This window comes from Peterkaempfera bronchialis, assembly GCF_003258605.2.
GTDB lineage: Bacteria > Actinomycetota > Actinomycetes > Streptomycetales > Streptomycetaceae > Peterkaempfera > Peterkaempfera bronchialis.
The window spans coordinates 1,975,351-1,999,155 of record NZ_CP031264.1; the positions used below are offsets into that span (position 1 = coordinate 1,975,351).

The window sequence follows — 23,805 nt, forward strand, 5'->3', positions numbered from 1 at the left end:
TCTCAGTCGACCAGGTCGCGGACCAGCGCGTCGGCCAGCAGGCGGCCCCGGAGGGTGAGGGCGGCGCGGCCGGCGGCGTAGGGCTCGGGGCGGAGCAGGCCGTCGGTGAGGGCCCGGTCGGCGGCGCGGCGGCCGGCGGGGCGAGCAGCGCGAGCGGGCAGCCGTCGGCGAGGCGCAGCTCCAGCAGGATGCGCTCCACGCGGCGGTCCTCGGCGGTGAGCAGTTCGCGGCCCTGGCCGGGGCTGCGGCCCTCGGCGAGGGCCTGGGCGTATGCGGCGGGGTGCTTGGCGTTCCACCAGCGGACGCCGCCGACGTGGCTGTGCGCGCCGGGTCCGGCGCCCCACCAGTCGGCGCCGGTCCAGTAGAGCTCGTTGTGGCGGCAGCGCCCGGCCTCGGAGGCGGCCCAGTTGGAGACCTCGTACCAGGCGAAGCCGGCGGCGGTGAGCAGTTCCTCGGCGATCAGGTAGCGGTCGGCGTGCACATCGTCGTCGGTCATCGGGATCTCGCCGCGCCGGATCCGGGCGGCGAGCCGGGTGCCGTCCTCCACGATCAGGGAGTAGGCGGAGATGTGGTCCGGCCCGGCGGAGAGGGCGGCGTCCAGTGAGGTCCGCCAGTCGGCGTCGGACTCGCCGGGGGTGCCGTAGATCAGGTCCAGGTTGACATGGTCGAAGCCGGCCGCCCGTGCCTCGGCGACGCATGCCTCGGGACGGCCGGGGGTGTGGTGCCGGTCGAGCAGGCGCAGCACATGGGGGCGGGCGCTCTGCATGCCGAAGGAGATCCGGTTGAAGCCACCCGCGCGCAGCTCGGCCAGGTAGGCAGGGTCGACCGACTCGGGGTTGGCCTCGGTGGTGACCTCGGCGCCCTCGGCCAGCCCGAACTCCTCGCGGATCGCGGTCAGCATGGCCACCAGGTCGGCGGCGGGCAGCAGGGTGGGGGTGCCGCCGCCGACGAAGACGGTGGAGACCGGCGCCTCGGCCGCTCCCAGCACCTTGCGGGCCAGCCGGACCTCGGCGACCAGGTTCTGCGCATAGGTCTCCTGCGAGGCGACCGCCCCGGAGGAGCGCAGCTCGGTGGCGGTGTAGGTGTTGAAGTCGCAGTAGCCGCAGCGGGTGGCGCAGTAGGGCACATGGACGTAGAAGCCGAAGGGGCGCTCCCCGACGCCGGCCAGGGCGGAGTCGGGCAGAGCACCGTCGGACGGCACGGGCTCGCCGTCGGGGAGGGTGGAGGGCATGGCTCCATTGTCCGGCATCCGGCGCGCTGCCCCGCCGGGCGCCGGGCCGCCGGGGTCATGCCTCCCGGGCGCCCTCGTACATCGACTCGATGACCTCGGCGTACCGGCGCTCCACCACCGGGCGCTTGACCTTGAGGCTCGGGGTGAGCTCGCCGTGCTCGATGTCCAGGTCGCGCGGCAGCACCGTGAAGCGCTTGACCGTCTGCCAGCGCTGGAGCCCGGCGTTGAGCCGCGCCACCGAGCCGTCGATCAGCCGGTGCACCTCGGCGGAGGCGCAGACCTCGGCATAGGACTTGCCGGCCAGGCCGTGGGCCTTGGCCCAGGGCATGATCGCGGACTCGTCCAGGGTGATCAGCGCGGTGCAGTAGTTCCGTCCGCTGCCGATCACCAGGACATTGCCGACGAAGGGGCAGACCGCCTTGAACCGGCCCTCGACCTCGCTGGGCGCCACATACTTGCCGCTGGAGGTCTTGAACATGTCCTTCTTGCGGTCGGTGATGCGCAGAAAGCCGTCCGGGTCGACCTCGCCGATGTCACCGGTGTGGAACCAGCCGTCGCTCTCCAGCACCTCGGCGGTCTGCTCCGGCAGGTTGTGGTAGCCGCGCATCACCCCCGGGCCGCGCAGCAGGATCTCGCCGTCCTCCGCGATGCGGACCTCGGTGCCGGGCAGCGGCGGACCCACGGTGCCGATCCGGTAGCCCTCGCCTCGGTTGACCGTGGAACCGGCGCTGGTCTCGGTGAGGCCGTAGCCCTCCAGGATGTGGACGCCGGCGCCGGAGAAGAAGTAGCCGATGTCGGGCGCCAGGGCCGCACTGCCGGAGATACAGGCCCGCATCCGGCCGCCGAAGGCCTCCCGGATCTTGGCGTAGACCAGCTTGTCGGCGAGGGCGTGCTGCACGGTGAGGGCGAGCGGGGCGGAGCGGGTGCCGGTCTGCACCGCGGACCGCTCGGTGGCCTTGGCGTACTCCCGGGCCACCCCCGCCGCCCACTGGAAGATCCGGTACTTGGCGCTGCCCCCGGCGCGGGCCTTGGCGGCGATGCCGTTGTAGACCTTCTCGAAGATCCGTGGCGCCGCCGCCATATAGGTGGGCTTCACCTCCGGCAGGTTGTGGATGATGCGCTCCACCCGGCCGTCGACCGCGATGACCACGCCGAGCTGCATGGCGCCGGAGGTGAGGGTCTTGCCGAAGACATGCGAGAGCGGCAGCCAGAGGAACTGCATATCGCCCTCGACGAGCAGCCCTGAGGCCACCTGGGCGGCGGCCTGGTACGCCCAGCAGTCGTGCACCAGGCGGACGCCCTTGGGGCGGCCGGTGGTGCCCGAGGTGTAGATCAGGGTGGCCAGTTGCTCGCGGTCGATGGCCTGGACGGTCTTGGCGACGGCGTCCGGGTGGTCCGCGAGGTGGAGCGCGCCACGGGCCTCCAGCTCGGCGAGCGACAGCACCTCGACGCCCTCGGGCTCGGGCAGCTCGGCGGGGGCGTCGAAGACGATCACATGGCCCAGCTCGGGCAGCTGGGCCCGCTCGCCGAGCACCTTGGCGAGTTGGGCGGCGTCCTCGGCGAAGATCGCCCGGCTGCCGGAGTCGGCGAGGATGTAGGTGGTCTCGTCGGCGTTGGTGGAGGGGTAGACGGCGGTGGTGGCGGCTCCCGCGCACATCACGCCCAGGTCGGCGAGGATCCACTCGATCCGGGTGGAGGAGGAGATCGCCACCCGCTCCTCGGGGAGGATCCCCAGCGCCATCAGCCCGGCCGCGATGGCCTTCACCCGCTCGGCCGCCTGCGCCCAGGTCATGGACCGCCACTGCTCGGCGCCGGGGGTGCTGTCGGCGGCCTGCTCGTCCACCGGCACCGGGTAGCGGTACGCCTCCCGGTCCGGTGTGGCCTCGACCCGGGAGAGAAAGAGGTGGGCCACGGAGGTGGGGCGGTTCTCGATCAGTGATTGCGCGGAATTCACGGCTACCTCCGGGGGACCGAGTGCCGATCAACGACGTTGTTAACTGGCGGGTAACTCGCAAGCAACGGTCAGCGTAGGGGGAAACCGGCCGTGGCGTAAGGGGGCGCTCGGCATTGCAAAGTCCCCGGTGGGGACTGGTGCGCACGGGCGCCGGTAGGGTCCCGGCAGCCGGTGGCCGCTCGGTCCTCGGACCGAGGTCGGATATCCGATACGCGAACGCACCGGAATAACCGATGATGGACCCCGCCCCGTTCCAGCCCACCGTCCGCCACCTCCGAGAGAATCCGCGTGCTGATCAGACTCCTCCGGGCCCATCTGCGGCCCTACACCAGGCCGATCGTGCTGCTTGTGCTGCTCCAGCTGATACAGACGATCGCCACGCTCTACCTGCCCACGCTCAACGCCGACATCATCGACCAGGGCGTGGTCAAGGGTGATACCGGTTACATCATGCGCACCGGCGGGGTGATGATCGGCGTCACCCTGGTGCAGATCGTCTGCGCCGTCGGCGCGGTCTACTTCGGCGCCCGCACCGCCATGGCCCTGGGCCGCGATGTGCGGGCCGCCGTCTTCGACCAGGTGCAGTCCTTCTCCGCCCGCGAGGTCGGCCGCTTCGGCGCACCCTCGCTGATCACCCGGACCACCAACGACGTCCAGCAGGTGCAGATGCTGGTGCTGATGACCTTCACGCTCATGGTCTCGGCACCGATCATGTGCGTCGGCGGCATCATCATGGCGCTCAACCAGGATGTGCCGCTCTCCACCCTGCTGGTGGTGATCGTGCCGGTACTGGGCATCCTGGTGAGCCTGATCGTCCGCCGGATGCGCCCGCTCTTCCGCACCATGCAGGGGCGGCTCGACATCGTCAACCGGGTGCTGCGGGAGCAGATCACCGGCCTGCGGGTGATCCGGGCGTTCGTCCGCGACCGCTATGAGCAGCAGCGGTTCGCCCGCGCCAACGACGAGCTGATGGACGTCTCGTTGCAGACCGGCCGGCTGATGGCGCTGATGTTCCCCACCGTGATGCTGGTGGTGAACGTCTCCAGCGTCGCCGTGCTCTGGTTCGGCGGCCACCGGATCGACAGCGGCGGCATGGAGATCGGGGCGCTGACCGCCTTCCTCAGCTATCTGATGCAGATCCTGATGTCGGTGATGATGGCCACCTTCATGTTCATGATGGTGCCGCGCGCCGAGGTCTGCGCCGAGCGCATCCAGGAGGTGCTGGAGACCGACTCCAGCGTCGTCCCGCCCACCGCCCCCGTACGGTCCCTGGCCCGGCACGGGCACCTGGAGCTGCGCGGGGCCGACTTCCGCTACCCGGGCGCCGAGGCGTCCGTACTGCGCGGGGTCGACCTGGAGGCGCGGCCCGGCGAGACCACCGCCGTGATCGGCTCCACCGGCAGCGGCAAATCCACCCTGCTGGGGCTGGTCCCCCGGCTCTTCGACGCCACCGGCGGCGCGGTGCTGGTCGACGGGGTGGACGTACGGAAGCTGGAACCGGCGCTGCTGGCCCGCACCGTCGGCCTGGTGCCGCAGAAGCCGTACCTCTTCTCCGGCTCCGTCGCCTCCAACCTGCGCTACGGCAACCCGGACGCCACCGACGAGGAGCTGTGGCACGCCCTGGAGGTGGCGCAGGCCCGCGACTTCGTCGAGCAGCTGCCGGAGGGGCTGGCGGCGCCGGTCGCCCAGGGCGGCAGCAACCTCTCCGGTGGGCAGCGGCAGCGCCTGGCCATCGCCAGGACGCTGGTGCGGCGGCCGGAGATCTACCTCTTCGACGACTCCTTCTCGGCGCTGGACTACGCCACCGACGCCGCCCTGCGGGCCGCGCTCGCCCGGGAGACCGCCGACGCCACCGTGGTGATCGTCGCCCAGCGGGTCAGCACCATCCGGGACGCCGACCGGATCGTCGTCCTGGACGAGGGCAGCGTGGTCGGCACCGGCACCCATGGCGAGCTGATGGACGGCAATGCCACCTACCGGGAGATCGTGCTCTCCCAGCTGACCGAGGAGGAGGCCGCGTGAGCATCCCCAAGACGGCCCCGCGCCGTGGCCCGGCGCCGATGGCGGGACCGGGCCGCTTCATGAGCGGCGGCCCGGTGGAGAAGTCCATGGACTTCAAGGGCTCCGGGAAGCGGCTGCTGGGCACCCTGCGTCCGGAGCGGGCGCTCGTCGCGGCCGTGCTGGCGTTCGGCGTGGTCAGCGTCGGGCTCTCGGTGCTGGGGCCGCGCATCCTGGGCCACGCCACCGACCTGATCTTCTCCGGGGTGATCGGCCGCCGGCTGCCGTCCGGCACCACCAAGGCGGAGGCGGTGCAGCATCTGCGGCAGCAGGGCCAGTCCACCCTGGCCGACCTGCTGAGCTCGATGCACTTCACCCCCGGGCAGGGCATCGACTTCGACGCCGTGGGCCATGTGCTGCTCTGGGTGCTGCTGATCTACGTCGGCGCGGGTGTGCTCGGCATCCTCCAGGGCCGGCTGGCGGCGCTGGTCATCCAGCGCACCGTGTTCCGGCTGCGCGAGCAGGTGGAGGCCAAGCTCTCCCGGCTGCCGCTGGGCTACTTCGACCAGCAGCCGCGCGGCGAGGTGCTGAGCCGGGCCACCAATGACATCGACAACATCGGGCAGACCTTCCAGCAGACCATGGGCCAGGTCGTCAACTCGCTGCTCACCATCGTGGGCGTGCTGGTGATGATGTTCTGGCTCTCCCCGCTGCTGGCACTGATCGCCCTGGTCACGGTGCCGGTCTCGGTCGTGGTGGCGACCGCCGTCGGCAAGCGGGCCCAGCCGCAGTTCGTCGCCCAGTGGCGGACCACCGGCAAGCTCAACGGCCATATCGAGGAGATGTACACCGGGCACTCCCTGGTCAAGGTCTTCGGCCGGCAGCAGGAGTCCGCGGAGACCTTCCGGGCGCACAACGAGGAGCTGTACGCCTCCAGCTTCAAGGCGCAGTTCATCTCGGGCATCATCCAGCCCGCCATGATGTTCATCGGCAACCTCAACTATGTGCTGGTGGCCGTCGTCGGCGGGCTCCGGGTCGCCTCCGGCGCGCTGTCGATCGGCGAGGTGCAGGCGTTCATCCAGTACTCGCGGCAGTTCAGCCAGCCGCTGACGCAGGTCGCGAGCATGGCCAACCTGGTGCAGTCCGGGGTGGCCTCCGCCGAGCGGGTCTTCCAGCTGCTGGACGCCGAGGAGCAGTCCGCGGAGCCGTCGAAGCCCGCCCGCCCCGCCGAGCTGCGCGGCACGGTCGCCTTCGAGGACGTCTCCTTCCGCTATGAGGCGGACAAGCCGCTGATCGAGGGGCTGTCGCTGGCGGTGGAGCCGGGCCAGACGGTGGCCATCGTCGGCCCCACCGGCGCCGGCAAGACCACCCTGGTCAATCTGCTGATGCGGTTCTATGAGACGACCGGCGGCCGGATCACCCTGGACGGGGTGGACATCGCCGCCATGTCCCGCGAGGAACTGCGGTCCGGTATCGGCATGGTGCTCCAGGACACCTGGCTCTTCGGCGGCACCATCGAGGAGAACATCGCCTACGGCGCCGAGGGGGCCACCCGGGAGCAGGTCGTGGCGGCGGCGCGGGCGGCGCATGTGGACCGCTTTGTCCGCACCCTGCCGCACGGCTATGACACGGTGATCGACGAGGAGGGCTCGGGGGTCAGCGCGGGCGAGAAGCAGCTGATCACCATAGCCCGGGCGTTCCTCTCCGAGCCGGTGATCCTGGTGCTGGACGAGGCCACCAGCTCGGTCGACACCCGTACCGAGGTGCTGATCCAGCGGGCCATGGCCACCCTGCGGTCGGGGCGGACCAGCTTTGTGATCGCGCACCGGCTCTCCACCATCCGGGACGCCGATGTGATCCTGGTGATGGAGTCGGGCGCCATCGTGGAGCAGGGCTCGCACGCCGAGCTGCTGGCCTCGGGCGGCGCTTACGCCCGGCTGTATGCGGCGCAGTTCTCGGCGGCGGTGGCCGAGGTCGACTGACGCACGGCCGTACATGCCGAAGGGCGCCCCGGGAAACTGCTTCCCGGGGCGCCCTTCGTACGGGCTGCGTGGGTCCTACTTCTTCTTCTCGGACGGGCTGTCGGAGTCGGTGGAGAGCGCGGCGATGAACGCCTCCTGGGGGACCTCCACCCGGCCCACCATCTTCATCCGCTTCTTGCCCTCCTTCTGCTTCTCCAGCAGCTTCCGCTTACGGGAGATGTCACCGCCGTAGCACTTGGAGAGGACGTCCTTGCGGATGGCGCGCACCGTCTCGCGGGCGATCACCCGGGAGCCGATGGCAGCCTGGATCGGCACCTCGAACTGCTGACGCGGGATCAGCTCGCGCAGCTTGCCGGCCATCTGCACGCCGTAGTTGTACGCCTTGTCCTTGTGCACGATGGCGGAGAAGGCGTCCACCTTGTCGCCGTGCAGCAGGATGTCGACCTTCACCAGCTGGGACTCCTGCTCGCCGATCGGCTCGTAGTCCAGCGAGGCGTAGCCCCGGGTCTTCGACTTCAGCTGGTCGAAGAAGTCGAAGACGATCTCGGCGAGCGGCAGGGTGTAGCGCAGCTCGACGCGGTCCTCGGAGAGGTAGTCCATGCCCTGGAGGTTGCCCCGGCGGGTCTGGCACAGCTCCATGATGGCGCCGACGAACTCATTGGGCGCCAGCACGGTGCCGCGCACCACCGGCTCATGCACCTCGGCGATCTTGCCGTTGGGGAACTCGCTGGGGTTGGTGACGATGTGCTCGGTACCGTCCTCCATCACCACCCGGTAGACCACATTGGGCGCGGTGGCGATCAGATCGAGGTTGAACTCACGCTCCAGCCGCTCCCGGATGATCTCCAGGTGCAGCAGGCCGAGGAAGCCGCAGCGGTAGCCGAAGCCCAGCGCCACCGAGGTCTCCGGCTCATAGACCAGGGCCGCGTCATTGAGGCGCAGCTTGTCCAGGGCGTCGCGGAGCAGCGGGTAGTCCGAGCCGTCCAGCGGGTAGAGGCCGGAGAACACCATGGGCTTGGGGTCCTTGTAGCCGCCCAGTGCCTCGGTCGCGCCCTTGTGCATCGAGGTGATGGTGTCGCCGACCTTGGACTGCCGGACGTCCTTCACCCCGGTGATCAGGTAGCCCACCTCGCCGACGCCCAGCCCGTCGGACGCCTTGGGCTCCGGGGAGATGACGCCGATCTCCAGCAGCTCATGGGTGGCGCCGGTGGACATCATGGCGATGCGCTCGCGCTTGGTGAGGTTGCCGTCGATCACCCGGACATAGGTGACCACGCCCCGGTAGGCGTCGTACACCGAGTCGAAGATCATCGCGCGGGCGGGCGCGTCCGCGTTGCCGACCGGGGCCGGGATCTTGGCGACGACCTCGTCCAGCAGCGCCTCGACGCCCATACCGGTCTTGGCGCTCACCTTGAGGACGTCCTCGGGGTCGCAGCCGATGATGTGCGCCAGCTCGGCGGCGTACTTCTCGGGCTGGGCGGCCGGGAGGTCGATCTTGTTGAGCACCGGGATGATGGTGAGGTCGTTCTCCAGCGCCAGGTAGAGGTTGGCGAGGGTCTGCGCCTCGATGCCCTGGGCGGCGTCCACCAGCAGAACGGTGCCCTCGCAGGCCGCCAGCGACCGGGACACCTCATAGGTGAAGTCCACGTGGCCGGGGGTGTCGATCATGTTCAGCACATGGGTGCGGCCCGCGCCCTCGCCGACCGTCGGCGCCCAGGGCAACCGGACGGCCTGCGACTTGATGGTGATGCCGCGCTCACGCTCGATGTCCATCCGGTCGAGGTACTGAGCGCGCATCTGCCGCTGGTCCACCACCCCGGTGAGCTGGAGCATCCGGTCGGCGAGCGTCGACTTGCCGTGGTCGATGTGGGCGATGATGCAGAAGTTCCGGATCAGCGCAGGGTCGGTGCGGCTGGGCTCCGGCACGGTGTTGGAAGTCGCGGGCACCTAGTGGTCCAGATTCTCAGGGGATCGATACGTCCCTCCCATAGTCCCATGAGCGGACGCCCGCCCGCTCGGGGCGCTACCGGGCGGCTCGGCCGCCGGGCGGCGGCCGAGCCGGTTTGGGTGGCCGAACCGCCCCTGGTAACGTGGCCTGCTGCGCCTGCGTACGACTACGCGGGCGCGCTCAATCCCGACCCAGACCAGACTGAGGCTCCTTCGTGGCGAACATCAAGTCCCAGATCAAGCGGAACAAGACCAACGAGAAGGCGCGGCTGCGCAACAAGGCCGTCAAGTCCTCGCTGAAGACCGCTGTCCGCAAGGCCCGCGAGGCCGCCGAGGCCGGCGACTTCGAGAAGGCCACCGTGCTGGCCCGCGAGGCGTCCCAGAAGCTCGACAAGGCCGTGAGCAAGGGCGTCATCCACAAGAACCAGGCCGCCAACAAGAAGTCGGCCCTGGCCCAGCGCGTGAACACCGCCAAGGCCGCCTGACCCCAGGCTCCTCGCGGCACCCGGCCGGACGGCGCAGCGGTCCCTCTCAACCGCCGCCCTCCACGGCCACCCCCGCCCGACCCGGACCGGCCCTCTACCCGGTCCCGTCGCGGCAGCACGACCTCGCACCGCACGCGGCCTGCGTTCGCCACGCGGGTGCGGTGCACAGCTTCACCAAGCGAACCGGCCGGCCACAGGCCAGCCGACCACTGCCCGCCAGGGGATGCCCTGGCGGGCAGTTCGCGTTCGGTACGCAGGATGCACGTGGTACACAGGCGCGTCGGCGACCCCGTCCGGGCCTGTTTCGGTGTGCCCGGTCTGTCAGCGGCCTCGGCCGTAGCGTGACGCCTGGGAGACCGAGACCACGGCCCGCTCCAGGGCGTATGCGGGGTCGTCGGAGCCGCCCTTGACCGCGGCGTCGGCCTCGGCGACGGCGGTGAGGGCGGCGGCCACCCCGTCGCCGGTCCAGCCGCGCATCTGCTGGCGCACCCGGTCGACCTTCCACGGCGGCATGCCCAGCTCCCGGGCGAGGTCGGCCGGGCGCATGTTCCGCCCGGCGGTGGCCAGCCGCCCGATGCTCCGCACCCCGGACGCCAGGGCGTAGGTGATGCCGGTCGGCGGCTGGCCCACCGCCAGCGCCCAGCGCAGCCGCTCCAGCGCCTCGGCCGTGCGGCCGGTCACCGCCAGGTCGGCCACCTCGAAGCCGGTGGCCTCCGCCCGGCCGCTGTAGTAGCGGGCGACCACGGCCTCGTCGATGGAGCCGTCGGTGTCGGCGACCAGCTGGCCGACGGCGGCGGCCAGCTCGCGCAGATCGCTGCCGATGGCGTCGAGCAGCGCCCGGCATGCCTCCTCGGCGGCCGACCGCCCGGCGGTGCGGAACTCCCCCTTGACGAACGCCAGCCGCTCCGCCGCCTTGGCCAGCTTGGCGCACTGCACCTCGCGGGCGCCGGCCTTGCGCGCGGCGTCCAGCAGCCCCTTGCCCTTGGCGCCACCGGCGTGGACCAGGACCAGGATCACCTCGTCGGCGGGGGCGTCCAGGTATGCCTTGACGTCCTTGACGGTGTCGGCGGCCAGGTCCTGGGCGGCGCGGACCACCACCACCTTGCGCTCGGCGAAGAGCGAGGGCGAGGTGAGCTCCGCCAGGGTGCCGGGCTGGAGGGCGCCGGGGGCGAGGTCGCGTACATCGGTGTCCGGATCGGCGGCCCTGGCAGCCGCCACCACCTGCGCCACGGCACGGTCCAGCAGCAGCTCCTCCTGGCCGACCGCGAGGGTCAGCGGGGCGAGCAGGTCGTCGGGTGCGCTCTTCCTGGCCATCGCCCACCAGCATCCCACGACCCGCTGACAGTCCTCCCCGGCGACCGGGGAGAATGGCCGCGTGAACGACCACGCCCACCCCGTCCGCCGACTGCTCGTCCTCCCCGACCGCGACGCGGCGGAGGAGGTCGCCGCCGAGGTCGGCCGCCGCTGGCCCGCGCTCGGCGAACCGGAACTGGTCCGCGAGGCACTGGCCGGTGAGGACGACGCCGAGGACGCCCAGTGGCTGGTGGTCCTGGACCAGCCCGCCGCCGTCTGGACCGCCGACCTGCGGGACGCCGTCGATGCGCTCGCCGCCGAGCACGACGGCTGGGGCGAGGAAGGCTGAGCGGGGGCCCGGACAGCGCGGGGCGGGGGCCGCGATGCGCGGCCCCCGCCCGTCAGATGTTCAGTGCTGTGTTCAGTCCTGTGTTCAGTGCTGTGTTCAGTCCTGCTGCCGACCCGTCGCGGTCTACGGGTAGTTGGTGACGTAGGACTGCTGGTTGGCCAGGTTGGCGGCCGCCCCGGTGTTGTTGATCACGTGGCTGATGGTGCCCACGCCACCGAGCGACACCGTCACCAGGTTGTGGAACTTGACCCCCGGGGTGTTGGGCACCTCGAAGGCGTGGCTGGCCACGATGGAGTTGTTGGTGTTGAAGAAGCAGTAGCTTCCGACACCCCACGCCTCGTGGGTGGTCACCGAGTCGGCGACCTTGTAGGACGCCCAGCCCTGGTTGCCGTTGCCGCTGGTCCACGCCGCCTGGTTGGGCACGTCGTACGGCATCTCGTTCTGGTAGAAGTACGTCCGGCCGCCGTTGCCGTTCCAGAGGGTGTTGAACTGCTGGTAGTGCTCGACGAAGAGGCCGTACATGGTGACGTCGTTGCCGTTCACCACCAGACCGTTGGCGGCGGTGTTGACGTCCCAGCCGACACCGGCGTTGCCGTGGTCGGCACGCCACAGCCACATGTGGTCGCCGATCACGTTGTTGCTGTTGACCTGGAGGCTGACGGTCGCCTTGCCGAGGTGCGCGCCGCCGACGCGGAAGAACACGTCGTGCAGCGAGCTGGGGTTGTTGGAGTGGTCGGCGGAGGAGCCCGCCGGGCCGAGCTGGACCAGCGTCGGGGAGTTCACCGGACCGGCGTCGATCAGCAGACCGGCCAGGTTGACGCCGTCCACGTCGGCGGCGGTGATCGCCGGCAGACCGGTGTCAGGCGTCAGGGTGGCCAGGCCGAGGCCCAGCACCACGGTGTCCGCACGGGTGATCCGCAGGGTGTCGTTGAGGTGGTAGACACCCGGGGTGAAGAGCAGGTTCTTGCCCTGCGCCAGAGCGGCGTTCATGGTGGCCGCCGAGGCACCCGGCTTGACCACGTAGAACTGGCTCAGCGAGAGCGAGGTGCCGACCTGCGCGCCGTGCCCCCAGCTGGTGCCGGTGGTGTTCCGGCGCACACCCGGGACGAAGACGTTGTAGCTGCCGGAGCCGTCCACGTACAGGAACGGCTTCTCCCGCTCCACCGGGGTCTGGCCGACGACCGTCTCGGGCGGGTTGGGGAAGCTCGCCGCCGGCGCACCCTGCGTGCCGACGAAGACCATGTTCCACACGCCGCCGGCCCAGCTGCCGAGCTCGCTGTTGCGGGTGAACCACTGCTGCTGCGAGCCGGAGACGACCTGGCCGTCGATCTTGCTGTCGGCCAGCAGGCCGCCACTGGCCCAGCCGTCGCCGCCGTTCCACAGCTGGATCTGGCTGCCGCGCAGGTGCATCCGGCGGTAGGGGGCGGCCTGGGCCACGGCCCAGCGCTCGACCTGGTTGTTGGGCAGGGTCACCGAGAGGTTCTCGGCGCTGCGCCAGAAGTTCTGGGTGGCGTTGCTGAGGTTGTTCGGGTTGTCGCCCTGCTGGAGCCAGTCGGCCTCGACCCGGACGTGGCCGTTGAGGTTGACATCGTCAGGGGACAGGCCCAGACCGGCGACCTGGGTGTAGAAGCCCAGGTTGACGTCGGCGTTGTAGTTGCCCGGCTTGAAGAGCACCGCATAGCGCTGGTCGCCGAACTGGTTGGTGTGCTGCTGGGTGGCGATGGTGTTGAGGCGGTTCTGCATATCGGTCTGGGACGTCGAGGGGTCGACGATGTAGACGTTCGGGCCCAGATCCGGGTTCTTCGGGTCGGTCGGGGGCACAGTGCCGCCGGTTCCTCCGTTGCCGCCGGTGCCGCCGTCGGTGCCGCCGGTGCTGCTGGTGCCGGTGGTGTGGACGGTGACCTCCCAGAGGGAGTAGCCGTAGGCGGTGGCGCGCTGGGTGCCGTAGACGCGCAGGTAGCGGCCGGTGCCGGTGATGTTGAGGGTCTCGTTGCCGCCGGGGCCGTTGGTGGTGGTGTAGATGCTGGTCCAGGTGTTGGCGTCGGGTGAGACCTGGATCTGGTAGGCCTTGGCGTAGGCGGTCTCCCAGTTGAGGGCGACCTGGCAGATCTGCTGGGAGGTGCCCAGGTCGATCTGGAGCCACTGCGGGTCGGCTGCGGCGCTGGACCAGCGGGTGCCGTTGTCGCCGTCGACGGCTGCGGAGGCGGGGGTGCCGGCGTTCTCGGTGGAGGACGCGGTGGCGGGCCTGCCCTTGGCGGCGTTGTCGGTGGAGCAGCCGGTGCCGCCCGAGGTGGACCCGTAGACCTGGAACTCCCACAGGGAGTAGCCGTACTGGGTGGCCCGCTGGGTGCCGTACATCCGGACGTAGCGGCCGGTCCCGGTGACGTTGAGGGTCTCGGTGCCGCCCGCGCCGGTGGTGGTGGAGTAGACGCCGGTCCAGTTGCTGCCGTCGGCGGAGACCTGGATCTGGTACGCCTTGGCGTACGCGGTCTCCCAGTTGAGGACCACACGGCTGATCGAGGCGCTGGAGCCCAGGTCCACCTGGAGCCACTGCGGATCGGCTGCGGCACTGGACCAGCGGGTCCCGGTGTTCCCGTCCACCGCCGCCGAAGCCGGCGTACCGGCGTTCTCCGTCGAGGACGCCGTAGCCGCCTTGCCCTGCGACAACAGAGCATCAGCAGCCCGAGCAGAGGTCGCGGGCACGACCAGCAGGGCGGCCGCGACTATGAACGCCGCCCAGAGCGCGGCCGGCCCTCTGAGCAGGAGCGGCAGTCGATGACGCGTTCTCGGACGTGTCATGGCTGGGGTCATGGGGGTCTCCACGGTGTCGGGATGGGGGGAGGACGCGCGGGCGGAGGACACCTGTCGGATCGTCAGAAAGCCTGCTGCTCAGGCATCTCGCGCTCGGGATGGGTGGACCGCGCGCCGAAAGGAGAGCGCTCTCACACGCTCACCGCGCCGAGTGTTGTCGCGGAGACTTCAAGGTGTCAAGAAGGAGGACTGGCTTGGCCACATCCTTGCGCGAAGCCTTGACGGGGGCTTTTTGCCTGAGTTAAATCACACCTCGAAGTAACGCGGACACGACGCAACCCTCACTCTCGCCCGGCTGCGACCCCGCTGTGACGTGGGGGTTTGTTCCGGACTTGGCGAGAGAGCGCTCTCTCCACTGATCGCCGGTGAGCAGCCCTGCGCAGATTCGCGGTGCGGTGCCGGCTTCCGCCAGTCCTTTCGGATCCGCCACCAGGAGACGTGATGACAGTGCACCACCTCGGCGCCCCGGCACGGGGCAGACCTGCTCGACGCGGCCCCCGCACGGTCGCCCTTGCCCTCACCACCGCCCTGCTCGCCGGCCTCATGGCGGTGCTGACCACTGCTCCCTCTGCTCGGGCTGCTGATGCTCTGTTGTCGCAGGGCAAGGCGGCTACGGCGTCCTCGACGGAGAACGCCGGTACGCCGGCTTCGGCGGCGGTGGACGGGAACACCGGGACCCGCTGGTCCAGTGCCGCAGCCGATCCGCAGTGGCTCCAGGTGGACCTGGGCTCCAGCGCCTCGATCAGCCGTGTGGTCCTCAACTGGGAGACCGCGTACGCCAAGGCGTACCAGATCCAGGTCTCCGCCGACGGCAGCAACTGGACCGGCGTCTACTCCACCACCACCGGCGCGGGCGGCACCGAGACCCTGAACGTCACCGGGACCGGCCGCTACGTCCGGATGTACGGCACCCAGCGGGCCACCCAGTACGGCTACTCCCTGTGGGAGTTCCAGGTCTACGGGTCCACCTCGGGCGGCACCGGCTGCTCCACCGACAACGCCGCCAAGGGCAGGCCCGCCACCGCGTCCTCCACCGAGAACGCCGGCACCCCCGCCTCCGCAGCCGTCGACGGCGACAACGGCACCCGCTGGTCCAGCGCCGCAGCCGACCCGCAGTGGCTCCAGATCGACCTGGGCACCTCCCAGCAGATCTGCCAGGTCGCCCTCAACTGGGAGACCGCCTACGCCAAGGCCTACCAGATCCAGGTCTCACCCGACGCCAACACCTGGACCAGCATCTACACCACCACCAACGGCCCCGGCGGCAACGAGACCCTCAACATCACCGGCACCGGCCGCTACCTGCGCGTCTACGGCACCCAGCGCGCCACCGCCTACGGCTACTCCCTCTGGGAGGTCACCGTCCACACCACCGGCACCAGCAGCACCGGCGGCACCGACGGCGGCACCGGCGGCAACGGAGGAACCGGCGGCAACGGAGGCGGGAACGCCACCCTGCTCTCCTACGGCAAGCCCGCCACCGCCTCCTCCTACCAGGACGACGCCAACTGCGGCGGCTGCACGCCCGCCAAGGCATTCGACGTGAACCCGGCCACCCGCTGGGCGACCAACGCCACCACCGGTTGGGTCGACCCGGGCTGGATCGCGGTCGACCTGGGCGCCACGGCCACCATCTCCAAGGTCGTCCTCCAGTGGGACCCGGCCTACGCCACGGCCTACCAGATCCAGGTCTCGCCCGACGGCAACAACTGGACCAGCATCTACTCCACCACCAAGGGCGCCGGCTTCAAGGAGACCCTGAACGTCACCGGCACCGGCCGCTACGTCCGGATGTACGGCACCGCCCGGTCGAACGGCTACGGGTACTCGCTCTGGGGCTTCGACGTCTACGGCACCGGTGGCAAGCCGACCCCGCCGCCGGCGCTGCCGCCGAACCCGGGCAACCCGCTGAAGCTCATCTGGAGCGACGAGTTCAACGCGGCCGCCGGAACCGCCCCCGACGCGTCCAAGTGGACCTCCGACCCCGGCCCGGGCGTCAACGGCGAGCTGGAGTACTACACCACCGGCAACAAGAACACCTACCAGGACGGCAACGGCAACCTCGTCCTGGAGGCCCGCAAGGAGGTCACCCCCGGTTCCGGCTGCCCGCCGGACCCGCTGACCGGCAGCACCACCTGCCAGTACACCTCGGGCCGGATCAACACCTCCGACCACCTCAACATCACCTATGGGCGCGTCGAGGCCCGGATCAAGGTGTCGGGCACCCAGGGCCTCTGGCCGGCCTTCTGGATGCTGGGCTCCAACTTCAAGACCGGCACGCCGTGGCCGTACAGCGGTGAGATCGACATCATGGAGCACATCGGCAAGGTGCCCGACACCGTCTACTCCACGCTGCACGCCCCCGCCTACAACGGCGGTGGCGGCTACGGCCAGCCGTACACGCTGCCCGGCCAGGACTTCGCCAACACCTTCCACACCTACGCGGTGGACTGGGACTCCACCCATATGACCTTCTCCGTCGACGGCAACAACTTCTTCACCGTGGACCGCGACAACCTGGAGAAGACCAAGGGGCCCTGGGTCTTCGACCACCCCTTCTACCTGATCCTCAACAACGCGGTGGGCGGCGACTGGCCCGGCGGGCCGGACGCGAGCACCGTCTTCCCGCAGAAGATGCTGGTGGACTACGTGCGGGTGTACCAGTGACCCCGCGCCGCTGACCCACCTGCGCCAACCCCCGAGGCGGGGGCCGGTCCCACGACCGGCCCCCGCCTTCCGTGCTGCCCGCCGTCGCTGTTCACCAGCCCGAATGCCTGCCCGCTGAGTGTGTAGAAGCCCCACGGTTACGCCCCGACCGCCACGAGAGCTGTCCGGCAGCCTGATCATTCCCGACCACGTGGAGGTTGTTCCGATGCCCGAGAAGGTCACCAAGGAGAAGGTACTCGTCTACGTCGTACGCGACGGGCGGCTCCTGGTCTTCCGCCACACCGACTACAGCTACGAGGAGGTCGGCATCCAGGTCCCGGCCGGCAGCATCCGCCCGGGGGAGACTCCGGAGTCCGCCGCGCTGCGGGAGGCCCGCGAGGAGACCGGCCTGACCGACTTCGAGATCGTCCGCAAGCTCGGCGAGACCGAGTACGACATCAGCCCGTACCGGTTCGAGGTCCAGCACCGGCACGTCTTCCACCTGGAGCTCACCGAGCCCACCCCGGAGCGCTGGATGAGCCAGGAGGACCACGACGGCGAGCAGGAGCCCACTCGCTTCGAGTGCTTCTGGATTCCGCTGGAGGCCGCTCACATCCTCCAGTCCGGCCAGGGCGCCCTGCTGGGACGCCTGTCCGACTGACCCGACCGGTCACGGCAGCAAGGGAGGCGGCCGATGCACCGCACCACCGAACAGCACCACCCGATCGACCAGCTCTACCGGAGCCTGGAGCCTGAGGACACCACCCGTGCATCGCCGGACTCCACGAGCCGATCCGGAAGTCTGTTCTCCTCGGCGACGAACCAGCCGAGCCCCCGCCGGACGCGAGCACCGTCTTCCCGCAGAAGATGCTGGTGGACTACGTGCGGGTGTACCAGTGACCTCGCCCCGATGACCCACCTGCGGTAACCCCCAGGGCGGGGGCCTACGGGCGGTCAGTTGTCGGGGTGGTGGGGGTGGACGGCGGCGTGGAGGGTGGCGGGGGTGTCGCCGAGGACGGCGATGTCGCCGGAGGTGTCGGTGCGCAGGACGGTGGCGCCGAGGGCCGTGAGGTAGGCGACGGTGGCGGGTGCGGGGTGGCCGTAGGGGTTGTCCTGGCCGCAGGAGATCAGGGCGAGGCGGGGGTGCAGGGCGGCGGTCAGGGACCAGTCCTGGTGGGCGGAGCCGTGGTGGGCGACCTTGAGGACGTCGACCCGGCCCAGCGCGGCGGCGCCATGGGCGAGCAGGTGGGCCTGGGCGGGCGGTTCGAGGTCGCCGAGGAGGGCGATCCGCAGTCCGTGGACGATGGCGACGGCGGCGATGCTGGAGTTGTTGGGGCCGGGGGCGTCGGGTGCGGCCGGGCCGTCGGGCCAGAGCACGTCCCAGGTCACCCCGGGGGCGGCGGTGCGGTGTTCGCGTGGCGCCGCGCGGACGACGGGCACGCCGGAGCGGGCGGCCCAGCGCAGCACCCGGGCCTCCTCGCCGGGTGGGTCGTCCAGGGTGGTGGTCTGGACGGCGGCGACGGTACGGCCATGGAGCACCCCCGGGAGTCCTTCGACATGGTCGGCGTGGAAGTGGGTGAGGATCACCAGGGCGACGCGGGTGACGCCCAGCGAGCGCAGGCAGGCGTCGGCGGCACGCGGGTCGGGGCCGGTGTCGATCACCACGGCGGTGTCCGGGGCGGCGCCCGGAGCGGCGGGCAGCACGGCCATGTCGCCCTGGCCCACGTCGCACATCACCAGCCGCCAGCCGGGCGGCGGCCAGCCGGTGGCGATCCGGGTGAGCAGCGGTGGGCGGAGCAGGGTGGCCAGCAGGGCGAGGACCAGCAGCACCGTCAGGAAGGGGTGGCGGCGCAGCCGGGGCAGTACCGCCGGGGCGGCGCAGGCAGCGGCGGCGGTGACCACGGCCAGGGCTGCCGCGCCCGCCCAGCCGGCGGGCCAGGCGACCTGGGCGCCGGGCAGTGCCGCTCCATGCCGGGCGACGGCGGCGAGCCAGCCGGTGGGGATGCCCGCCAGCCGGGCGAGCAGACCGGCCACGGTCGCGGAGACCGGTGCGATGGCGAGGGCGGCGAAGCCGACCAGGGTGGCCGGGGCGACGGCCAGTTCGGCGAGCAGGTTGCAGGGTACGGCGACCAGGCTCACCCGGGCGGTGAGCAGGACGATGACCGGACCGCAGAACGCCTGGGCTGCGGAGGCGGCGCCGGTGGCCTCGGCGAGGCGTACCGGCCAGCCGCGCCTGGCCAGCGCGGCGGACCAGCGCGGCCCGAGGGTGAGCAGCCCGGCGGTGGCCAGGACGGAGAGCAGGAAGCCGTAGTCCCGGGCCAGCCAGGGGTCGGCGAGCAGGAGTAGCAGGACGGCGGCGGACAGGGCGGTCAGGGCGTGGCTGCGGCGCCCGGCGGCGAGGGCCAGCAGACCGATCAGGCCGGTGGCTGCGGCCCGCAGCACGCTGGGTTCGGGGCGGCACAGGACGACGAAGGCGGCGGTGAGGGCGGTGCCTGCGGCGGCGGTGGTACGCAGCGGCAACCCGAGCCGGGCCGCCAGACCGCCGCGTTCCGGGGTGGCCGCCCGGGAGGGGGAGCCCAGCAGGACGGCCAGGATGATCGACAGGTTGGCACCGCTGACTGCGGTGAGGTGGGCGAGGTCGGTGGTCCGGAAGGCGTCGCGCAGGTCGTCGGGGAGGCGGGAGGTGTCGCCGACGACCAGCCCCGGGAGCAGGGCGCGGGCGTCGGGGGCCAGCGGGTCGGCGGCGCGGCGGAGCCCCTGGCGGAGGCTGCCTGCGGCCCGCTGCACGGCGCTGGGCGGTGCGAGCAGGCGGGGCGGGGCCCTGGTCAGCAGGACGGCGGCGGTGGGTTCGGCGGGGTCGGAGGGTGGCAGTGCCGTGGTGTCGGCGGCGACCCGGGTGGAGGGGAGCAGCGGCAGCCACTGTGCGGCGGCGGTGCCCTGGGCGATGACGGTGACGGGTGTCCTGGTCGTGGTGGTGCCGGTGGTCCGGGCGGTGACCCGGTCGGCGCGGGCGTGGATGACCACCATGGACTGGCCGCGTCCGGAGCCTCGGACCCGGGGGCCGAGGGCGACGGGATCGCTGGTGAGGGTGAGTTCGACGGTGGCCTGGGAGTGGAGTCGGGCGAGTGCGGGGAGTGGGCCTCGGTGCAGGTCGGCGGTGTGGAGGGTGGTGGCTGACGCTGCTGCGGCGGCGGTCAGCAGCACCGCCGGGAGTCCATGGCGGCGGCCTCGGGCGAGCAGCGGCAGGGCGGCGAGTACTGCCAGGGCTGCGGTGGTCAGGACCAGCGGGGTGTGGCGATGGTCGGTGGGGAGCAGGGCCGCCGTGGTCGCCCAGGCGGTGGCGGCGGGTGGCAGCAGGCGCAGGTCAGGGCGGGGGGTGGTCGGTGGGGCTGGCGGGTCGGGTCGGTCGGGTCGGTCGGGTCGTGGTTCTGCGGTGGGGGCGGGACGGTTGCTCATGCGGGGCGGCGGGCCTCTGCCTGGCGGCGCATCAGGGGGTGACCAGGGGGCTCAGCTCCGCGTACTTGCGGTCGCCGATGCCGGTGACCTGTCTGAGCTGTTCGACGGAGGTGAAGCCGCCGTGGGCGTCCCGGTATTCGATGATGTGGCGGGCGAGGACCGGCCCCACGCCGGGGAGGGCGTCGAGTTGGTCGACGGTGGCGGTGTTGAGGCTGATCGGGCCGGCGGGCGCTCCCCCGGTCGGCTGCGCGGCCGGACCCGGTGCGCCGCCCGGGGCGCCGACGAGGATCTGTTCGCCGTCGGTGAGGACGCGGGCGAGGTTGAGCCCGGTGGTGTCGGCTCCGCGTACGGGGCCGCCGGCCGCGCGGAGCGCGTCGGCCACCCGGGAGCCGCGTGGCAGGGTACGCAGCCCGGGGTGGCGGACCTTCCCGGACACGTCCACCACGACCTCGGCCACCGGACCGGGTGAGGGCCGGGGAGCAACGGCCCCAGCCGGGGCGGCCTCGCCGAATGCGGCTGCCTCGGGAGTGGGACCGGGCGTGGTTCCGGCCGGGGAGGCGGGTGCGGCGGTGACGGGTACGGAGACCTGCTGCGGGCGGCCGAGCCAGAAGTGCTGGACGCCGTATCCGACCGCCAGCAGGAGCAGCACCAGGAGTCCGACCAGGGCCCTGCGGTCAAGGTCCAGCGCCCCCGCCAGGCCGGGCGGGAACCATCGCCTCGGCCAGGGGGCGGCGGCACCTGGAGGCTCGGAGAGGGGGTCGGCGGCGGACGGTGACGAGGGCTGGGGTGGGGACAGGGGCAGCCGGTCGGTGTGCGCAGGGCCTGGTGAGGCTTTGGGCTCCGGCGGCGAGAGCGCCGCCGCGTACGGCCAGTCGGCGTGCGGAGGATCCGGGGCGGGCCCGGGCAGGGCACCCACCAGCACCGAGGGTGCGGGGCGATCGGGGTGGCGAGGCTTGGGAATCGGCACGGAATTCAGCGGCGCTGGGGTGGGGAGATCGGCGGCCTGCCATGGGTCGGCGGGGGCGGGGGCGAGACCGGGGGCGGCATCCGGCAGCGCTGAGGGTACGGCCTGCCATCGATCGGCGGAGGCGAGGCCGGGGGCGGGCACCCCATCCGCGACGGCACTGGGCAGCCCGTCACCGCACGGAAGCCCTGGCAACAACACGGCATCCGGCGGCGCCGAGGACGCGGCCTGCCATCGGTCGGCGGGTGCGAGGTCAGGCACGGCATCCGGCGGCGCCGAGGACGCGGCCTGCCATCGATCGGCGGGGGCGAGGCCCGGGACGGGCACCGCATCGGGCGGCGCCGGGGGTGCGGCCTGCCATCGGTCGGCGGGTGCAAGGCCGGGGGCGGCATCCGGTGTCGCCGAGGGTGCGGCCTGCCATCGGTCGGCGGGGGCGAGGTCAGGGACGGGCGCTGCATCGGGCGGCGGGGAAGGTGCGGCCTGCCATCCGGGGGCGAGGCCGGGGGCGGCATCGGGCAGCCCGTGGGCGCGGGGAAGCTCGGGTGGGAGCAGGGCGTCCGGCGGGACTCGGGGTGAGGCGGGGGCGGCGGGGAGGAGGGTCTGGAGGCGGTGGCGGACGGTCTCGGTGGTTGGCCGGCGGCGGGTGCCGGATGGGGTCATAGCTCTCATGGCCATGGACAGTAGGGCTGCGCCGAGCGGTCGGGGCGAAGACGTCCGCCGCCTGTGGACAACCCCGGGCTGTGGATAACTCCATTCACCCTCAGGCGTTAAATGCCACGCACCGCATTGACATTCAGCGGGGCGAGACCACCACGGCAAGCAGTCCCGGGCCGACGTGGGCGCCGATGACGGCGCCGACCTCGCCGACGTACAGGTCCCGCAGGCCGGGGATGCGGGCGCGCAGCCGTTCGGCCAGGGGTTCGGCGCGGTCCTCGGCGGCGAGGTGGTGGACGGCGATGTCCACCTCGGCCTCGCCCGCCTGCTCCACGGCGATCTCCTCCAGCCGCGCGATGGCCCGGGAGGCGGTGCGGACCTTCTCCAGCGGCTCGATACGGCCGCCGGAGAGGTGCAGCAGCGGCTTGACGGCGAGTGCGGAGCCCAGCAGCGCCCGGGCGGCGCCGATCCGACCGCCGCGCCGCAGGTACTCCAGGGTGTCGACGTAGAAGTACCCGGTGGCGCTGCCCGCCCGCTTCTCCGCCGCCGCCGCGACCTCCTCCAGGTCGCCGCCGTCCTCGGCGGCGGCTGCGGCGGCCAGTACGCAGTAGCCGAGCGCCATGCCCACCAGCCGGGTGTCGACCACCCGGACCGGCAGTCCGGCCGATTCGGCGGCGAGCTGGGCCGCTTCGTAGGTGCCGGACAGTTCGGCCGACAGGTGGAGCGAGACCACCGCGTCGGCGCCCGCCTCGGCGGCAGCCCGGTAGGCGGCGGCGAAGGACTCCGGGCTCGGCCGGGAGGTGGTCACCGATCGGCGGGCCCGCAGTGCCTGTGCGACGTCCTTCGGCGAGACCTCGATGCCTTCGGCAAGTACCTCGTCGCCCATCACCACACTGAGCGGCACCACACCGATGCGGTGGCGGTCCACGGCGTCCTGCGGCAGATAGGCCGTGGAATCGGTGACAAGCGCAACGTGGACGGGCATGTGCGGGAGGTTACCTCCAGGCGGCGGCCCAGGACAGTGGCAGTGCCCGGCAGGGGGCGCTTCGCCGCAGGTGGCGGCGGGACGGCGGTGGTCAGCGGGCAGTCGGAGTGCCGGGGTCGGGACGGGGCTTGCGGAGCCGGTCCGCGAGCCTCAGCCGGGGGTCGCCGAGCCCAAGGGCCTCGGCGGCGCTCACGCCCCGTCCGGCGGCGAGTCCGCGCCGCTGCCGCCGCTGCTCCTCGGCGCCCGAACCAGCGGAAGCGCCGTCGGCAGCACCACCGGCCGCCGCCGCCCCGGCCGCCCCGGCCGCAGTCGGCGTCCAGTGCCGCAGCGCGCCCGCCTCGGTCTCGCACTCCCGGCTGAGCCGGATCAGCTCGCTGTCCGAGAAGTGCTGCGCCCGGTCCTGCGCCGCCCAGCGCAGCGACTCGGCGGCGTGGGTGATGCGGTCGGCGCGCTCGCGCAGTTCGGGCAGCTTGGCGTCCAGCCGCTGGGTACCGGTCTCACGCTCCAACAGCCGCAGCTCCCCGTCGAGGGCCTGGGCGTGCTCGTCCAGCTGGGCGAGCAGGTGCAGGGCTTCGGCGAGCTGTGGATCCCCGGTGACGCCGGACTCCAGCACCCGGCGCGTCCCCGCGAGCGAGTCGCGGACCTCCAGCCGGAGGGCGGCGATCCGGCCCTGCGGACCCGTCTGGGTGTACTTGCGGGCCCTGAGGGTGGCGTCCTCGACCGCGCGGCGGGCCTGGGTGCCGTGCTGCTCGACCTTGCGGCTGACGGCCTTCCCCGCCTTGACCGCCGCGACCACCATCAGGGCGATCAGGCCGAGGACGAACAGCGCCACGATGCCGACCACGATGCCGACCGCCTCCATGGGTGCCACCTCCGCACGAGGGCGGGACCACCGGAAGGGCCCCGCTCGGGATGTCCGGTCCTGCCGTTCCGGTGGTTCCACCGTAGCCGGGTCCGCAGGGCCAACGACCGGACAATCCGGGCGGGTTCCCGGAGTTCAGGGACAGTTCGGGGTTTCCCCCGACGTACTGCCCCGACATGGGGCGGGGC

Annotated in this window: 14 protein-coding genes and 1 pseudogene; 6 read left to right on the plus strand and 9 right to left on the minus strand. The window is 71.8% G+C overall.

Features of this window, described 5'->3' with window-relative positions:
• Positions 1 to 2: 2 nt before the first annotated feature.
• Positions 3 to 1,231 (minus strand): annotated as a pseudogene (hemW, locus tag C7M71_RS08700) (radical SAM family heme chaperone HemW).
• A 55-nt stretch (positions 1,232 to 1,286) separates the two neighbouring features.
• Positions 1,287 to 3,185, minus strand: a complete 1,899-nt coding sequence (locus tag C7M71_RS08705) for an AMP-dependent synthetase/ligase (protein WP_111491130.1) — start codon at positions 3,183 to 3,185, stop codon at positions 1,287 to 1,289.
• A gap of 288 nt (positions 3,186 to 3,473) precedes the next feature.
• On the opposite strand from C7M71_RS08705, the gene C7M71_RS08710 reads away from it, so the two are divergent.
• Together C7M71_RS08710 and C7M71_RS08715 are read left to right on the plus strand one after the other, a co-directional pair.
• Positions 3,474 to 5,207: an ABC transporter ATP-binding protein gene (locus C7M71_RS08710; RefSeq protein ID WP_111491131.1), complete on the plus strand. Its 1,734-nt coding sequence runs from the start codon at positions 3,474 to 3,476 to the stop codon at positions 5,205 to 5,207.
• A 59-nt stretch (positions 5,208 to 5,266) separates the two neighbouring features.
• Positions 5,267 to 7,165, plus strand: coding sequence for an ABC transporter ATP-binding protein (locus C7M71_RS08715; protein ID WP_322975215.1), 1,899 nt, complete (start codon positions 5,267 to 5,269; stop codon positions 7,163 to 7,165).
• 75 nt (positions 7,166 to 7,240) lie between these two features.
• On the opposite strand, the gene lepA is transcribed toward C7M71_RS08715, so the two are convergent.
• The gene (gene lepA, locus C7M71_RS08720; protein WP_111491132.1) at positions 7,241 to 9,112 is read right to left on the minus strand and encodes a translation elongation factor 4; all 1,872 of its coding nucleotides are present in this window, start codon (positions 9,110 to 9,112) and stop codon (positions 7,241 to 7,243) included.
• Positions 9,113 to 9,327: 215 nt separating this feature from the next.
• Here lepA and rpsT point away from each other — a divergent pair, with 215 nt between their 5' ends.
• Positions 9,328 to 9,597: a 30S ribosomal protein S20 gene (rpsT, locus tag C7M71_RS08725; protein ID WP_111491133.1), complete on the plus strand. Its 270-nt coding sequence runs from the start codon at positions 9,328 to 9,330 to the stop codon at positions 9,595 to 9,597.
• A gap of 321 nt (positions 9,598 to 9,918) precedes the next feature.
• Here rpsT and holA read toward each other — a convergent pair whose 3' ends face one another.
• On the minus strand, positions 9,919 to 10,911 hold the full coding sequence (gene holA, locus C7M71_RS08730; RefSeq protein WP_111491134.1) for a DNA polymerase III subunit delta: 993 nt from the start codon (positions 10,909 to 10,911) through the stop codon (positions 9,919 to 9,921).
• Between the two features lie 61 nt (positions 10,912 to 10,972).
• On the opposite strand from holA, the gene C7M71_RS08735 reads away from it, so the two are divergent.
• Positions 10,973 to 11,239: a hypothetical protein gene (locus tag C7M71_RS08735; RefSeq protein ID WP_111491135.1), complete on the plus strand. Its 267-nt coding sequence runs from the start codon at positions 10,973 to 10,975 to the stop codon at positions 11,237 to 11,239.
• Positions 11,240 to 11,362: 123 nt separating this feature from the next.
• Here the strand turns inward: C7M71_RS08735 and C7M71_RS08740 are convergent, their stop codons facing one another.
• The gene (locus C7M71_RS08740; protein WP_114914680.1) at positions 11,363 to 14,038 is read right to left on the minus strand and encodes a discoidin domain-containing protein; all 2,676 of its coding nucleotides are present in this window, start codon (positions 14,036 to 14,038) and stop codon (positions 11,363 to 11,365) included.
• 555 nt (positions 14,039 to 14,593) lie between these two features.
• On the opposite strand from C7M71_RS08740, the gene C7M71_RS08745 reads away from it, so the two are divergent.
• Positions 14,594 to 16,717, plus strand: coding sequence for a discoidin domain-containing protein (locus C7M71_RS08745; RefSeq protein ID WP_194104085.1), 2,124 nt, complete (start codon positions 14,594 to 14,596; stop codon positions 16,715 to 16,717).
• A gap of 205 nt (positions 16,718 to 16,922) precedes the next feature.
• A complete protein-coding gene (locus C7M71_RS08750) occupies positions 16,923 to 17,357 on the plus strand; it encodes an NUDIX hydrolase (protein WP_111494807.1) in 435 nt (144 codons plus the stop codon).
• Between the two features lie 293 nt (positions 17,358 to 17,650).
• Here C7M71_RS08750 and C7M71_RS08755 read toward each other — a convergent pair whose 3' ends face one another.
• The 4 genes from C7M71_RS08755 to C7M71_RS08770 form a co-directional block, all read right to left on the minus strand.
• Positions 17,651 to 20,152, minus strand: coding sequence for a ComEC/Rec2 family competence protein (locus C7M71_RS08755; RefSeq protein ID WP_114914264.1), 2,502 nt, complete (start codon positions 20,150 to 20,152; stop codon positions 17,651 to 17,653).
• 31 nt (positions 20,153 to 20,183) lie between these two features.
• The gene (locus C7M71_RS08760) at positions 20,184 to 21,119 is read right to left on the minus strand and encodes a ComEA family DNA-binding protein (protein ID WP_229758620.1); all 936 of its coding nucleotides are present in this window, start codon (positions 21,117 to 21,119) and stop codon (positions 20,184 to 20,186) included.
• Between the two features lie 790 nt (positions 21,120 to 21,909).
• Positions 21,910 to 22,755: a DegV family protein gene (locus tag C7M71_RS08765; RefSeq protein WP_111492999.1), complete on the minus strand. Its 846-nt coding sequence runs from the start codon at positions 22,753 to 22,755 to the stop codon at positions 21,910 to 21,912.
• Between the two features lie 91 nt (positions 22,756 to 22,846).
• Entirely contained in the window at positions 22,847 to 23,617 is a 771-nt protein-coding gene (locus C7M71_RS08770) for a hypothetical protein (RefSeq protein WP_111492998.1), read from the minus strand.
• Between the last annotated feature and the right edge of the window lie 188 nt (positions 23,618 to 23,805).

Excerpts from the sequence above, each read along its gene's own strand:
- C7M71_RS08715 (WP_322975215.1), top strand. The coding sequence starts at position 5,267 with ATGAGCGGCGGCCCGGTGGAGAAGTCCATGGACTTCAAGGGCTCCGGG.
- holA (WP_111491134.1), bottom strand. The coding sequence starts at position 10,911 with ATGGCCAGGAAGAGCGCACCCGACGACCTGCTCGCCCCGCTGACCCTC.
- C7M71_RS08740 (WP_114914680.1), bottom strand. The coding sequence starts at position 14,038 with ATGACACGTCCGAGAACGCGTCATCGACTGCCGCTCCTGCTCAGAGGG.
- C7M71_RS08745 (WP_194104085.1), top strand. The coding sequence starts at position 14,594 with ATGGCGGTGCTGACCACTGCTCCCTCTGCTCGGGCTGCTGATGCTCTG.
- C7M71_RS08750 (WP_111494807.1), top strand. The coding sequence starts at position 16,923 with ATGCCCGAGAAGGTCACCAAGGAGAAGGTACTCGTCTACGTCGTACGC.
- C7M71_RS08755 (WP_114914264.1), bottom strand. The coding sequence starts at position 20,152 with ATGAGCAACCGTCCCGCCCCCACCGCAGAACCACGACCCGACCGACCC.
- C7M71_RS08765 (WP_111492999.1), bottom strand. The coding sequence starts at position 22,755 with ATGCCCGTCCACGTTGCGCTTGTCACCGATTCCACGGCCTATCTGCCG.
- C7M71_RS08770 (WP_111492998.1), bottom strand. The coding sequence starts at position 23,617 with ATGGAGGCGGTCGGCATCGTGGTCGGCATCGTGGCGCTGTTCGTCCTC.